Annotated in this window: 10 protein-coding genes; 6 read left to right on the top strand and 4 right to left on the bottom strand. The window is 48.1% G+C overall.

What is annotated here, in order from left to right; all coding sequences use genetic code 11:
* Positions 1-249: 249 nt before the first annotated feature.
* Entirely contained in the window at positions 250-1,707 is a 1,458-nt protein-coding gene (locus WG89_RS08835) for a sigma-54 dependent transcriptional regulator (protein ID WP_062264400.1), read from the bottom strand.
* A gap of 369 nt (positions 1,708-2,076) precedes the next feature.
* On the opposite strand from WG89_RS08835, the gene WG89_RS08830 reads away from it, so the two are divergent.
* A complete protein-coding gene (locus tag WG89_RS08830) occupies positions 2,077-3,396 on the top strand; it encodes an FAD-dependent oxidoreductase (protein WP_062264397.1) in 1,320 nt (439 codons plus the stop codon).
* 57 nt (positions 3,397-3,453) lie between these two features.
* On the opposite strand, the gene WG89_RS08825 is transcribed toward WG89_RS08830, so the two are convergent.
* The 3 genes from WG89_RS08825 to hrpA form a co-directional block, all read right to left on the bottom strand.
* Positions 3,454-4,680: an OprO/OprP family phosphate-selective porin gene (locus tag WG89_RS08825; protein WP_062264394.1), complete on the bottom strand. Its 1,227-nt coding sequence runs from the start codon at positions 4,678-4,680 to the stop codon at positions 3,454-3,456.
* A 375-nt stretch (positions 4,681-5,055) separates the two neighbouring features.
* Positions 5,056-5,331 (bottom strand): hypothetical protein, encoded by a 276-nt coding sequence (locus WG89_RS08820; RefSeq protein WP_062264391.1) that lies wholly within the window; start codon positions 5,329-5,331, stop codon positions 5,056-5,058.
* Between the two features lie 52 nt (positions 5,332-5,383).
* Positions 5,384-9,385, bottom strand: a complete 4,002-nt coding sequence (hrpA, locus tag WG89_RS08815) for an ATP-dependent RNA helicase HrpA (RefSeq protein ID WP_281177683.1) — start codon at positions 9,383-9,385, stop codon at positions 5,384-5,386.
* Between the two features lie 198 nt (positions 9,386-9,583).
* Here hrpA and WG89_RS08810 point away from each other — a divergent pair, with 198 nt between their 5' ends.
* The 5 genes from WG89_RS08810 to WG89_RS08790 all read left to right on the top strand — a co-directional run.
* The gene (locus WG89_RS08810) at positions 9,584-11,449 is read left to right on the top strand and encodes a hypothetical protein (protein ID WP_153301493.1); all 1,866 of its coding nucleotides are present in this window, start codon (positions 9,584-9,586) and stop codon (positions 11,447-11,449) included.
* Entirely contained in the window at positions 11,436-13,235 is a 1,800-nt protein-coding gene (locus WG89_RS08805; protein ID WP_062264385.1) for a hypothetical protein, read from the top strand. The genes WG89_RS08810 and WG89_RS08805 overlap by 14 nt, the downstream gene beginning before the upstream one ends.
* Positions 13,236-13,326: 91 nt before the next feature.
* A complete protein-coding gene (locus WG89_RS08800; protein WP_153301492.1) occupies positions 13,327-14,388 on the top strand; it encodes a hypothetical protein in 1,062 nt (353 codons plus the stop codon).
* Positions 14,385-15,377, top strand: a complete 993-nt coding sequence (locus WG89_RS08795; RefSeq protein ID WP_153301491.1) for a coiled-coil domain-containing protein — start codon at positions 14,385-14,387, stop codon at positions 15,375-15,377. The genes WG89_RS08800 and WG89_RS08795 overlap by 4 nt, the downstream gene beginning before the upstream one ends.
* Before the next feature lie 73 nt (positions 15,378-15,450).
* The coding region (locus tag WG89_RS08790) for a transposase (RefSeq protein ID WP_172806756.1) at positions 15,451-15,736 on the top strand (286 nt) is incomplete at its 3' end.

The following is a 15,736-nucleotide window of genomic DNA, read 5'->3' as shown; positions in this document are numbered from 1 at the left end:
AAACCGTCAAATAAATTAAAGTTTTTTGATTGTTTGACGAAAAGGAAAGCCCACGTTTTTTTCATAAAAAAGAAAGACAGTTATCAAATAAATATCATTTAAAGTTTTTGATAATACAAAAACGGCCTCGTGTACTTTTTAAAAAAGTACACGAGGCCGTTATAAACGTCGTATCTGATCCAGAACAAATTTGAGACAAAAAAAATGGCTATCAGCTTGCGCTGATAGCCATTTTTTTAACTGACTTGATTACCGCATGGTTTCTTCATAACGATGAAGACCATACTTTCTCATTTTCTCCACCAGAGTCGTACGGCGAATCTGAAGTTTATCAGCGGCCCTGGCTACCACACTGTTGCAATCACTCAGGGCTTGCTGGATCAGACTTTTCTCCAGCCGGGTCAAAAATTCCTTCAAATTCAGTCCGCCAACAGGAAGAATCGCCAAATCATCGACTTTTCCAGTTCCTGCCGGTTGAATGCTGTCCGGGAATAACTCAGCAACGCCGTCATCATCGGTAATGGCTTCCATATGACGGAAATTCTGGGGCAGATCCTGAACACCGACCACTCCATAGGGGTACATGATCGCCAGTCTTTCCAGCAAATTCGACATTTCCCTGACATTACCCGGCCAGTCATGGCGACAAAGCGACATGATGGCAGCAGAACTCAAGCGAATGGAGCCACGACTCTGTTTTTCCATAGCACTGACCAGTTCATTCAGAATCAACGGAATATCTTCCGGACGATCCCTGAGAGCGGGCATTTCAATGGGGAAAACATTCAGTCGGTAGTACAGGTCTTCCCTGAACTCACCGGACTCAATCATTTCAGAAAGATTCTTGTGAGTAGCCGCAATAATTCTGACGTCTACCGGAATCTGTTCAGAACCACCAACACGCTCAATGGTTCTTTCCTGAAGTACCCGCAATAATTTGACCTGCATATGCAAAGGCATATCGCCGATCTCGTCCAGGAACAAGGTTCCGCCCTGAGCAAGCTCAAACCGACCTTTTCTGGAGCTGATTGCGCCAGTAAACGAGCCTTTTTCATGTCCAAAAAGCTCACTTTCCAGCAAATCGTTGGGAATGGCACCACAGTTTACCGGTACAAAAGGCATGTCTCGACGGTGAGAATGATCGTGCAGGTTTCTTGCAACCAGTTCCTTGCCTGTTCCTGACTCCCCCGTCACCATGACATTAACATCACGGTTAGCAACTTGAGCCATGGAAGCTCTAACCTTGCGCACCTTGTCACTTTTGCCCACAAGGCCACGGAACAGCTCCACCTGTTGATTCATCCCTGTCTGATGGAGTTGCCGCCACTGCTCACGATAAACCTGCCCATAATGCAGGCACGAGAGCAATTGCGAACGATTGCATGGCCAGTCAATACGGGCAATGATTTGTCTGCGGAGAGAGGATTGGAGATTTTCCGGAAGCGGTTCGGCTATGCGAATGACGGGAACACCGCCACTCCAGTTCTGTATGCGGGCAATCATGCCCTGCATTGAGCTTTCTGCCTGGAGAAAATCCCCAAGAAAAAGTGCACAGAAACCGTCTTTGTCGGATTCCTTGATAGCATCTTCCCAGTAGGCGGAACTGACTGCTCTGGTACGATACCCCATGAATTCAATAATGGTACTTAGATCATGTCGGCGCTGTTGAGAGTCTTCAATGATCAATACCTGATCTGCTGCATCCATTGTAACGACTTTCCTTGTCATCAAAGCAATGAAAATAGACAGCCTGAAATAATATGAATCGCAATAAGCAAACTCTTATTAATTCAGTTAAGGTCTAAAATCCTATTTCGTCAAATTTCTCCGTCACTTTAATTCTTTTTTTGATTTTTTAATAAAATATGACGTGAATTAACCACCCTCTCGCTGCGTTTATTGAAAATTTCAGCATTTATTAACAGGCGATCTCTATTTCGCTGGTTTTACCGTACTTTCAGTGACACTTTGATGAATATCTTCTTTAGCAATGGCTTTTTCATAGAACCAATACTCATTCTCAACTCTTAGCCTTACAATGCCACTCGGATATGACTCATCAGGTTGAGCAGTAGGATGAACCCAAGCCCCAGACCACAAGCAGACAACTCAGAGCGCACAGAGAAAATCGTTATTGTCGGAGCAGGACCCGCCGGGTTACTTCTGGCTCACTATCTTCTTCAGCAAAAGCACTACCAGATCACCCTGTTTGAAAAGCTGCCAGAGCCCAATGATGAAAACCTGATTTCTCAACGGACCTTCCCTATCACTTTGCAGTTACGGGGAATGGGAGCCTTGAAACAGATTCCGGAGCTGGAAGAAAAAGTCGCTCAATCCGGTAGCTGGTCAAAAGGCACCCTGATGCACGGCAAAAAGGGTCACAGAACGATTCCAGCCCGCTCACCTTTATTGCTGACCCACAGAAACCGGTTAACACACATTCTGCTGAAGGCATTGCAATCACAATACGGGCAGGATCGGCTCAGGATCGAGTTTGAAACCCGTTGCATTGCGTTAGATGAACAATCCCGAACCATTGTTGTGGAGAATGAAAGCGAGGGTCAAAAGACAGTTTTCTACGACAGGCTGGTAGCTACTGACGGTGCCCGATCAATGATTAGAGAGCATCTGACCCGGCAGAAAAAAGTCCATAGCACCCTGCAGGAAGTCCCTAATGTCTACCGGAACCTGGAGATACACTGCCCCCTTGAGCAACAGCTACAAGCACTTTCTGCAGATCATATCCATGTCTGGAATATGGGCAAGAATGCTCGTCTCATGATGATTCCACAGGGAGAGGACATTCTAAGGGGAACACTGATCTTTCCCCGAAATCAGGATCCTTTTCAGCCCTTGCAGTCCGCCAATGATGTAAAGGAACTCTTCCAGCGTAAATGCCCTGAACTGACCTCTCTTATCGACCTCGATGTTGCCAGACAGATATTTGAGAGGCCCGTATCCAGAAATCTCACCGTTCGTTGTGACACCATGCACGTCGGAGGGAATATCTTACTGTTGGGGGATGCGGTACACGCCGTTTCCGCCTCAATCGGTCAGGGTTGTAACTCAGCCCTTCAGGACGTAATGGTTTTCAGTCAATTACTGGAAGAGCATCAGGAAAACTGGGATACAGCCCTTCCTGAATTCACCGAAAAGCAGCTTCCCAATGCTCATGCCCTCAGGGAACTGTCGGATTTCAGTTATCCACAAACCAGCTGGTTAAATGCAGAGTTTATTTTCAGGGTGACCCTTGGTAAAAAACTGGCCCGCTGGATTCCGGCATTTGCCAAACCATTACCCAGTGTATTGGTTGCGAACAGCACCGTCCCCTATAAAGAAGTGCTTGAACAAACTCGATGGTGGACGGAGCGTGTGAAAAAGTCACTTCTACATTAACGAAAAAGGCCCTGCAAAGCAGGGCCAAACGCACACACAAAGGAACTGATGGGGGGATCAGAACACGTACTGCACTCGAGCTACGATAGCATTGCCATCGTCTTTCTCATTCACGTAAGAAGAGTGGTTCTTCACTTCACCGTGAACATAGTTCAACATGCCGCGAATATTTTTGGTTGGGTAGTAGTTCACACCCAGAGTGTAGGAAGCGGTTTCTACGTCATCACCATTGGTGCCCAGAGTCACAGCGCTGTCAGCATCGGTAGTGGTTGTGGTGTAACGAGCGAAGGCTTCCCACTTGCCACCTTTAGGCTTGCTGAATTCACCTTTCTTATAGGTACGCTTGCCACCGTCGAGCATGTAAGAAACCTGACCGTAGTAGCCGGTTACTTTTACGTCGCTGTTAGCGTTGTCAGACTTGATGTCACGAATGAAGTATTCGCCCTGCAGCTGCAGTGACTGGAACTGACCAGCCAGTTCAAAGGCGTACTCAGCATCATCCTTAACATTCATACCTGTGCCATTGAACAGCTTGATCTTGGTTCCCTTCTTGGCGAACTTGATAGAGCTCTTGGCAGCATCGGTTTCTTTGTCAGGGTTGGCATTGTAGTAAGAGAAGCCAACGTGCAGCAGCATTTCATCTTCCATGATAGGTGCATAGGCAGCACGCATCTGGTAAGCAAACTGTTGCTTCTCTTCACTGTCGGTGCTCTTGTCCAGACCGATGTATTCCATGCCGGCACGGAGCAGGTAGTTCTTGTCTGCTGCAAACACCTGAATACCGTAGTCGTTGTTACCGTCGGCACGCAGGGCTTCATAGATGTGTGGACGTTCGATAGCCATGATCCAGGAAGAACTTACAGAGTCTTCCAGACCGAATTCGTTGCCCCAGCGACCGATTTTGATGTTAGCGGGTTTGAAACCACCGTAAGTGATGTTGGCTTCATCCAGAACGATGTCGTTGTCGTCAGATTCCAGAACCAGCTTGTATTTCCAGTCTGAATAAGCCTTACCACTGATACCCAGCTTGCCACGACGCAGGTAACCGAAATCCTTGTCCTTGCCACCGGCAATGAACTTGTCCAGATTCGCGTAGTCCCACTGCAGCTTGCCGCTTACCTTGAAGGAAAAAGCGCCATCTTCTGTTTTCAGCTGAAGACCACCATTTTTGGTGCTGACGATAATATCTTCACCTTCAGTCTTAACCACACCAGCGTGGGCAGAAGACAGGGTCAGACCCGCAGCAACAGCGGCTACAGCCAGGGAAACAGGCTTGAGTTTCATTAAAAACACTCCTTGTGAATTGTGTTTTTTTATTTATTAATTGCTCAAAAGAGCTGTGTGTCGGCATTTTTTATAATTTGCAGCCTGATGTGTCTCACGACCCCTCATGATTCAGGGCATGGCTGCAAGACGCTCATGGCTGTTTTTTATTAACTTCGGGAGGGTATATTGAAATGGAAATATTTCTTGGAGGTGACGAGAGAGAGAAGGTTTTATGACATTTCTAACTCAATGGTCAGGATATTCAAATCTGGATCACACTTTGAAAGAAGGAATTTTCTGTGCATTTTTTCGAAGCCAACAACGACAAACGGACATTAAACCTGGTGGAATAATGCCCGTTCTTTGAAGGTGATCAGAAGAGTGATTAGTGGCTTAAGAGCCCTGTTCTATGATGCTGTCATCCTCATCAGAGTCATCTTCATAATCGTCGTCATCATCTTCGTCTTCATCCTCTTCCTCCTCTTCAGATTCAGAGTACTGACCTGGATACGAAGCCGTTTCATTCTGATACAGATCTTCCGAGTCATAATCATACTGCCCGGAGTCAGTATCATTCTGCTCATCAAAAAGATCCATTTCATTGGCAACGGTAAATCCCAACCCCAGGATGGCCAGGATGAAAATAGAACCCGTCAAAAGCTTTTTCATGGTATGGCCTCCCTGCCAACATGAATCCTTCTTTAACTCTTAACGACTTTTTTCAGACTTCCTGAACCTCTTGCCAGAGCTTCCGGAGTCGTTTTTCAGACGCGGGGAAACGGGTTCCCAGCTTCTGAGCAAACAGCGAGACTCGATATTCTTCCAGCATCCAGCGGTAGAGCATCAGGTTTTCATCCACAATCTTGTGCTTCTCATGAATAGCCTTGCGCTTTTCCCAGGCTTTGTAGAGATTGCCTAACTCTTCTGACCAGGCCCGATCCTTGTTGACCTGTGCAGGAAGCTTCTCCTGTCTGACCTCGATACCTTCCAGGAATCTGGGGTAATGTCTTAGCCACTCAATGCCTGCATCACACAGGAAGCCCGGATAGATCAGCTGAACCAGGTGCTGCTTGATATCGGAGAGTGAAAAAGCCCGGTCAAAGGATATTTTGCCCTTCAGTTGTTTACTGACGTTATGAGCCTTCTGGAAAATATCGAACAGCAAACTGTCCATCTCTTCAGCAAAAGGCACCAGATGTCCTTTTCGCTCTTCAATAAGCGCTTTGAAAGCGGCCTCATTTCTTGGCCAGTCAGCAGGATCATGAACAAAGACTTCTGAAATCAGGAACGCCTGAAGATCCTCCTCCAAAGCCCTGGCCTGCATAATGCCCGTAGTCAGCAGCTTCACCTGTTTCAAATGTTTCATTTTCGACAGGGCAAACTTCAGCTGACTGGACAATTTGAATTGCAACAGCCGGGTCAAACCCATTCGATGGGTCGCTTCCGCCATGGCACGATCTTCGAACAGTTTAACGGCAACAGCGCTCTTCTGATCCACCAGCGCAGGGTAGGTTTTCAACACCAACCCACCCACTTTACGGGTAATTTCCTCAGGCAGCTCTCCACAACTCCAGTCTTTCAGACCTTCCTGTTCCAGTGAGCTGTCCGTCAGTCTGCGCATGCTGTCTTCAGACTCACGACCAAACTTTTCTTTCAGCTTGACCAGGTCACGGCCCTGCCCCAACACTTTGCCGTTCTCATCAATCAGCCGGAAATTCATCTTCAGATGATCAGGCAGATCCCCAGTGTCCCAGTGCTCTTCCAGAATGCGAATACCAGACATACGATGCAGGTGATGACCCAGAATATCAGTTAATGGCTCATCGCAAATGGACATGGAATCCATAGCCCCACGAACATAATCCGGCACCGGCACAAAGTTTTTACGGACGGCTTTCGGTAAAGCTCTGACCAGTGCCACACACTTGTCGTAAAGCATACCTGGTACCAGCCATTCCAGCCGGTGTTTAGGCAACAGTCTCAGGGCTTGTACCGGAAGTGTCAGTGTGACCCCGTCATCGAGAGCACCCGGCTCAAAATGATACGACAATGGAAGCTCTAACCCTTCCCATCGGAAGCGATCAGGGTATTTGTTCTCAGTGACCTCACCGGCATCGTGCCGCATCAGGTACTCTTTGGTGAGATACAGCAGTTGAGAGTCTTCTCTCTCAGCCCCCTTGCGCCACTTTTCAAAGCCAGATCCGTTGTGAATATTGGCAGGCAGCTTTTCATCGTAAAACTGATAAAGTGTTTCAGGATCGACCAAAATGTCCCTGCGTCGGGACTTGGCTTCCAGTTCATCCACTTCCTGAATCAATGACAGGTTGTGTGACTGGAATTTACCCTGTGAGTGGTAATGACCTTCTACCAGAGCTTCCCGGATAAAAATCTCACGGGAGACCGCAGGATCAATCGCGCCATAACCGACCCGACGACGTCCGACAATAATAAGGCCATAAAGAGTGACCTGCTCAAAGGCAACCACCTGGGCTCTTTTCTTTTCCCAATGAGGTTCAAAGTAATTTCTTTTGACCAGATGCCCTGCCAGCGGCTCAATCCACTGAGGCTCCACTTTGGCATTGGTACGGGCAAACAGTCTGGAAGTTTCCACCAGCTCGGCCGTCATCACCCACTTAGGTTTGCGCTTATAAAGGGTTGAAGACGGGAAGATATAGAAGCGCCGATTGCGCGCGCCCATATAATCTGCATCGTCATCCTTGCTGCCCAGATGAGAAAGCAGACCAGCAAGCAGGGATTTATGAATATCTGCATAGCTCGCTTCGTCTTCATTGATCTTCAAGCCTACCTCTTTACAGGCCAGCGCCAACTGACGATGAAGATCCCGCCACTCGCGCATTCTCATAAACGACAGGAATTGCTGTTTGCAGTATTTACGCAGCTGACTCTGGGAAAGCTCCTGACGCTGCTCTTCATAAATATTCCAGAGCTGAACCAGACTCATAAAATCAGAATCGTCGTGATAATGTTCACGGTGTCGCTGATCTGCTGCCTGCTTCTTCTCTGCCGGGCGTTCTCTTGGGTCCTGAATCGCCAGGGCACTGGTGATCACCAGCAACTCACTGAGGGCACGGTTTTTGTCCGCTTCCACCAGCATTCGAGCCATTCGGGGATCAACCGGCAGTCTGGAAATCTGCTGACCGATTCGAGTCATGCGACGTTGGTCACTGACAGCTCCCAACTCCTGCAACAACTTAAAGCCATCATTAATGGCTTTAGAATCCGGAGCATCAACAAAAGGAAAAGCGGCAATATCACCCAACCCCAACCTGAGCATTTGCAGAATAACCGCTGCCAGGTTGGTTCTCAGAATTTCAGCATCGGTAAATTCAGGCCGCCCCAGGAAATCCTCTTCAGAATAAAGCCGGTAGCAAACACCTTCTGCTACACGACCGCATCGACCTTTACGCTGATTCGCCGAGGCCTGCGACACCGGCTCAATGGGCAATCTCTGAACTTTGGAGCGAACGCTGTAACGGCTGATTCTTGCCGTACCCGGATCAATAACGTAACGAATGCCCGGAACGGTCAGCGAGGTTTCCGCCACGTTGGTGGACAAAATAACCCTTCGCCCACCATGGGACTGAAAAATACGGTTTTGTTCCGCTGCAGACAGACGGGCATAAAGAGGAAGAATTTCAGTGTGAGCCAGTCTGGCGTCTTTCAGGAATTTATTGGTTTCCCGGATCTCCCGCTCACCGCTGAGGAACACCAGAACATCACCAAGACGGCCCCCTTTACCGGAACGCTCCAAATCTTCAATTTCCCGCAGACAGGACAATATGCCCTGCTGAACTCTCAGGTCAGCATCCCGCCCTTCAAGCTCCAGATCTTCCATGGGGCGATAATTGACATCTACGGGGAAAGTTCGGCCTGATACTTCAATAACCGGTGCATTGTCAAAATGCTTTGAGAAGCGGTCTACATCAATGGTTGCCGAAGTAATGATCAACTTCAGATCAGGACGCTTGGGCAGGAGTATTTTCAGGTAACCCAGCAGGAAATCAATGTTAAGGCTGCGTTCGTGGGCCTCATCGATAATCAGGGTATCGTAACGATTCAGAAAGCGATCATTCTGAATTTCGGCCAGCAGAATACCGTCGGTCATCAGTTTAACCAAAGTATTCTCATTGCCATGATCGGTGAATCGCACCTGATAACCGACCTGTTCCCCCATAGGTACTTTCAGCTCTTCTGCAATCCGGTTGGCTACGGATCGGGCTGCCAGCCTTCTCGGCTGGGTATGGCCTATCTGACCAAAAATACCCCGGCCTGCTTCCAGGCAGATTTTCGGAATCTGGGTGGTTTTACCGGAGCCTGTTTCACCGGCGATCACAACCACCTGATTCTTTTCGATCGCCTCACGAATTTCATCACGACGGGCTACAACCGGCAGCGCTTCATCGTATTCGATAGCAGGAACAGCCTGCAGCCTTTCCTGAACTCTCGAAGTTGAGCGACTGATTCTGTCCTGCAGCTTTTCCACAGCCCCCTTGTCGCTGGCTTTCAGTCTTTGTATTTGCCTGCGAACAGGAAAACGATCCCTGACCATGCACTGGTCCAGAGCATCATACAGCGCTTTCTTCTGAGGATGACCACCCTTTGCACGGCCGCTTCTTGGGGAATGTTCGCTGGTCGATGACCTTTCTTGACGCTGGGTGGGCTCAGGGCTGCTATTTATTGGCTCAGGGCTGTGGCCGGACACTCATATCTCCCGGAAAATGCATTTCAATCAAAGCACGCAATTATACTCGGTCTGGTCTCTGATATCCGTTTTTCTTTTCTACCCCTTCTTATCTGCATCCCTTCTAACTCTTTTTGTCAGTGATACTAACTCTCTTGTTTCAACCTTATGGCTCCCGCGCTGTCCAACAGAGATGAAATAGACCGACTGGAGCTGAGCATGAACCCCGGAAACAGCCCATACACACCACCTCTACTGCCGCCTTCAGTGAGCTCCGCTGAAAGCCCCGGTGTGCCTGTTCAAAATCAGAACATGGAGGGGGCCGATCCCAGGTATAAGCAGTGGTCAGTCAGTGAAGCTTTTACAGGTCCATTTCTGGAGTCAGCACCTTGCTACTCTGGGAGTACTCCACAAGCCCCTTACTCTTTTGGCAATGAGGCCAGTATTCAGCCTGCAACCATAACTCCCGGTTACCTGCCTCAACCCGAGAGTGATCCCTCTGTGCATGGCTATAACAGAGATCTGTTTGAAGCTTTAAGTACAATAAAAAGACTTCAGACCGATATGGGGACTTTATCTCAGTGGCAACCTCCCTCAGACACGCCCTTTTCCGCAAAAAAGGAACTGGCCAGAGAAAAACACAATCTGCATAGCCTTAAACAGTCGAGAACGAAGCACGAGAATAAACTGAAAGCCCTGATACATGAAGATCAGCAATTAGCCTGGGAGAATGTCGAACTCCGCAAACAATTGCTGGCCCTTAAAACAGAGCATTCAGTTGGCATGGCTGGGCACTGGCAAAAAGATGAGGATGTTGATCAAAGCATCTTCCAGCCCTGTGCAATTCTATGTGATGCACCTAACGCAAGCACAAACGCATTACAGGGCTCTGAATACGTAACGACCAAAACCCATTCCAGAAAACGACTCGAACCCGGTCGCCCTCCAGAAATCAGAAAAGCCCCCAAAAAAGATTCTGTGGAGCCTGTACTTGAAATAGCTCCGGACGATGGTGCCCTCAAAATCAAACTCGAAGCACTACTCCCAACCTATCCGGAACCCCGTGATCTGGCCCGTGAGCTTAATCAACAGGAAGTCACCATCCCTGAATGGGAGGAAGTGGATTTTGCACCTGAAAGCGAGGACTGGACCGCAAATAAGGTCAAATATGCCTTTCTAAGATTGGGGATAAGAAAAACCCGACTCACAGACCTTGTACTGTTGAAAGAAAAGAATCGGGTCGCATACAAGGTGCTCTGCCGACGCCTGCATTTATCCTATGTATCAGGTCCTATCGACAAGCAGCTGATTAACGCTCTGAAAAGTTACGCGCCACTGGCCAAATGGACTGATTTTATCAGCACCTCTCAAAAAGAGTGGACTCCCGGCCTGACCCTGTTACTAGCCTGGGAAGACGGTGCTGAGCTGACAAGAAGACAACTGCTGATGATCTTGAATAGCCTTTCACCCTCCAGCCCTCAATATGAAGCAGTGTGTGAAGACTTTCTGGTCCAAAGATTGCGGGATGCCGCCGGCCATCAGGAAAGCTATGTATACGACGAGACACTTCGGGAGCATTTGAACGAATTCTGCAGAAAACTGAATGAGAAAAAGCAAAGCGTTCCTGAACAATGGAAAAGCAGACACAGTAAATGGAACAGAGATCTGGCGTTCGCCCTGATTTCACAAAAGCTGACAGTAACCACCCCGGAAGAAACCACTGAAGACCTGCTCGATACTATGGAGCTGGCTAGAGTCAATGGTAATGAAGAACAGTATAAAGAAGCGCTAAGGAAACTCTTTAACAGACCCAATGGTATTGAAGCGACTATTGCCCCTCACCACGGTATGAAATCAGTTTTCTACCCTATTCCGGGCACATCAGTCGATAAAGGTCAATGCACCCTTTCAAAGGCACTTCTGAGTTACCACTATTTCCTCGGCATAGATCGCCAATTTCCCTCAGCGCAAACCGTTCGAAACAAGACAAGTATTCTTAAACTGGTAAAACCCGAGGCTACTGAAGAAGAGAGAAACAACCTCAAGCTGAATTTACTGTGGAGGGATTCCGATGTACACGACTAACTCCCCTACGGACAGTGACAACTATTGTTTACTTCCTTCACCTTCTACCTCTCTTTCGTCTGAAGGGCAGCATAATGGAAAATCGGTTCGAGCCCAGGAAGTTAAGCAAAGTGCTTTCCCAGATCCGGATGAGAACAATAACCAAGACCAGTCTGAATTGATTCGTTTAGCGCTGTCCAATATTCAAAAACTGGATTCAGCCATGAGCGAAGCCCTGAAACAGCTGCCTGCTCCCGAAAGCCTGTCTGAAGAAGAAGCGGAAGAAGAGTTGATTGAGACAAGACTGAGTCATTCGGAAGTCACCCGAGAATTGCAACAGCTCAAAGGCCAAATTCAACTTTACAGTTACTGGATCAAAACCAGAGAACAGGAAAAAGCCTCACTGCTCAAACAGATTGCTGCTTGTAAAGAGGATAATCGAGCACAGCCAGCGAACGTGACCTCAGTGGATATATCGACCTCTGCTGCGGCTTCCAGTGATTCAGTCAGTTGGGAACGGAACCTCTCATTGTATGAATTTCCCCAAAGCGCTGAGGGTAATGAAGTTCAGCCCGGTATTTCTGACAAAGGGAAGGGTCCGCTTTCAGAACACAGACGTCGTCGTACGTCCCGAAAAAGAGTCAAGACATCACTCCAGACGAAGAGTAAACGTCCCAGAAAAGAACTACCCGCTCCACCTTTTCCACTGAGCCCCAGTGAAGAGTGCTTGAAGACGAGCATTGAGCTGATCAGAAATGAACTGGGAGCGTCTGCGACGCTTTCAGATTTAGCTAAAGCCCTCAATGATCAAGGCAATTCTGTACCCTTTTGGCTTGAAACCACCCTGCCAATGGGTCACTGGACAGAAGCTGCTACTCAATACACTCTGTATCGACTGGGACTGGCAGAGCCCGATGAGTCTGTATTCTCAGCATTAAGACTGGACTCTGAGATAGGGCTAAAAGTGCTCAGTTTAGCTCTCTATCGCATCTGGCTTTGTGGAAATGTACCGACTGGCTTGCTGCATGCTCTGGATTCAACTGTGCCACTCGACCACTGGAAAGATCTTAATCTGCCTGCAGGTACAAAATGGAGTACTGGTCTGGCGCTGTATGTTATCTGGAAAGAAAATCCCGACCTGCCAGAAGCAACCATTGATGATTTTGTAACCCTGCTGAAAAGTTTGCCTGCCAGCTCCAGCAGTTATGCAACAGTATGCATCTCCGTGGTATGCAGGGAGTTTGTCAGCCAGTTTGGCGACCAGGAAAAAATCAGCTGGAATCCAGAGGTAGAGCGATTTGCTGTGCAGCTTTCCATGAAACTGAAAAATCTGCCGGTACCGGAACTCTCTTCTAATACATTGTTGGCTTTATGCAATTACTGGGACGTGTATCTGATACACGCACTCCTGTCTTCAAGTCAGTTGGTTGATGGCTGCCCTGCTACTGCCAAAGAAACGGTAGAAAAGATGAGGGAAGCCAGTGAAAGCAAAGAGCTAACGCAATATAAATTGGCTTTGGAGGAGTTATTTAACCGATCTCAGCCCATCAGCAGAACCTTGAGAAACCTGTTTACCAAAGACTCCTGTTTTTACGAAATTCCAGGAGCCAATGTCCACACCGGACAGCTGACCGCTGCAAAAGCCATCCTGAGTTACATTTATCACTTCGGTATCAGGGACTTCAGCCGTGCCCAGATTACCCAGAATGCCAAACGCTTGCTGGAACTGGTCAATTCAGATGCTACCGAAGAAGAAAAAATCGCGTTGAGTGTGCAAGAAATCCGCAGGAGTCTGAAAGACCAATAACTGTTAGCCTCACTGACCACCCTGTTATAAACCAACCTCCGATTTCATGGTCAAAAGCAGTAATTGCTCTTTGCCTGAACGGAGAATCACTATGCAGTCAGGAAGCTCTGGTCCCTCTAACAACAACCCCACCTACTTCCCCCCACCGGGTATGGGATTAGACCCCATGTGGCCAGGAACGGACCCTCAATGTCCAGCTCCAGTGTCGGGTGACAGCGGCTTTTTCAACCAATGGAGTACGGCCCCTTATCCAGGCACCAGCTATCTTCCAACAGTAAAAACAGAAGATTACTATGATCCCGCTCAAAGGCAGCAGGCAGTCGATCTTAAAAGAGCTACAGAGACCCTCAATAAAAGATATCAGAGAGTATTGGTTCGAATGAAAAGGGCCATCACTCAATCTCAAAAGAGTGAAGAACTCACCCTGCAGCTGGATGAAAAATCAAAAGCGCTGGAGAAACTGGGTCAGGAGCATAACGAGCTGAAATCAGCGCTCGAGCTGGAAAAACAGAAGTTGCAGACTTGTGAAGCGAAGCTTCAGCTTAAACTGGAGGTCGTTAAAAGGCAGTCTGATTTACTTGAGAAAGCGAAGAATGAAAGATCGCCCTCCCCGCCTGAAAGAGAAACTCCCACAAAAAGCAATTCTGGAGCACAGGCCAACCAACTATTGCTCGACAGATTAGCAGAATACCAGGGAATAGAAGCTCAGTTAAAAACAGCCTCTGATGAGGTCACAGCCTTGAAAGGCAATGAAGAGAAAGCCAAGGCGCGATGCGAACAATTAAGCCGGGAACTGGCAAACCTGGAAGGCGAAATGGCGCGCCTGAAAGAAGAGAAAAGTCAGAGCTCAAACAGTCTGGATGAATCTATTGAAGCTTCTGCCCAGGCTCTGGCCTCTATGGAGACCACAAACAAGAACCAGAAAGAGCAGCTCAAACAGTCGAGAGAACAACTGACAGCCGCTCAAAAAGAAAAGGAAGGCCTGCGTCGGGAGAAAGTAAAGCTGGAGCTTGAACTGGAACAAATGAAAGAAGAACTCTCAGAAGCCCAGACAAAACTCAAAGAGGAAAAGCAAGGCACCAGTCGCAAGAGGAAGGTTCCCGGAGGCAGTAACACAACAACTAAACGACCTAAATCGGGAGGTGGCACTTGAGCGTAAGCGGTACACCTCCAGAACAGCGATCACCGGCTGTCAGCAGTGAATCCGTTACACCTTCCCACCCGCCACCGGCAGCTCAGGGTGTAGAGGGACGACCTCTCATTGCCCAAACATCGTCAAGTACTGGACCACAGAGCCGCCTCTTGACTGAATTGTCCGTTCACAGTATCAGTCCTACTGCTCAGTCCTCTACTTCTGTTCTGGATTCTTTGCAAATGGATGCGGCCTATGAGCAGGAACGGTCTAAGGTCAGCTCATTGGAAGAGAAACTCTCTGCCTCTGAAGCTGAGTGCAAAAAGCTTCAGGAGAAGCTTTCCAGTCTGGAAGCCGAAAGTACGGAACTATTGAAAAAGAATCGTCACCTGACCACTGACGTCAACCTGTCAGAACTGAAGTCGAAATCTGACGCAAGCCAGATTAAGGCCCTTGAGGATGCCCTGGCTCTGGAAAGAGCCAGGGTTCAAAAACTTCAAGACCACATCAATGACAACACTCCCCTACCTGAAACTCGTCAGGAGCTCTTGGAACTCAATAACAGAATATCCAGAGTACAAGCCGAAAAGGAGCAACTTCAAAGAGAACTGAATACGCTCAGCAGCTCCCATGATAAAACAACGACGTCTCTGAGATCCTATACCCAGTCCACAGCACGACTGTCTGAACTGATTACTCAACAGGAAAATGAGCTGACGGCCCTGCAGGAAAAACTTCAAGCGCTAACCCAAGAAAAAGAAGATCAGGGCATTGAGCAACTTACACTAGAGCACAAACTCAAGCGTGCCGAAAAGGCCAGGCAAAAACTGGAAGAGACTCTTGAGGAAAGAGAGAGTGAACTCAATACCAGCGAGCAGGCTTTAAACTCACAACGTAAGAAATTGAGAAGCCAATCCCTGCTCCTGCAAGCCCGGATACAGGGAAAAGAAAAACAGTTAAAAGAAGCCCGGACTCAAGTCTCAGAAGCCACAAAAAAACAAGGCTCTTAATGGATTCTGGGGAGCTGGTTGAGGACGAGTTATTTGACTATGAATAGAAGACGTTTTCTTGTACAAAAGTGTCATGAAACTTTATGACCTCCTCGACAACGCCAAGTGCTTTGAACAGATACGCCAGATTCGCTGGCCTGACGGGGTGAAATGCCCACACTGTGCCAGCTCAGACATAACCCGCCAAGGCAAGGACGATTCACAGCCTGACAGACAGAGATATTCTTGTAAAGAATGTCAGCGTCGTTTTGATGACCTGACACTTTCTGTTTTTTCAGGACACCATAAGCCTTTGAAAGTGTGGGTAAGCTGTCTGCACCTGATGTCACTCAATCTTTCGAATCAGCAGATCGCCCGTG

This window comes from Endozoicomonas arenosclerae (assembly GCF_001562015.1).
Lineage (GTDB): Bacteria > Pseudomonadota > Gammaproteobacteria > Pseudomonadales > Endozoicomonadaceae > Endozoicomonas_A > Endozoicomonas_A arenosclerae.
This window is presented reverse-complemented; position numbering and strand designations above follow the sequence as displayed.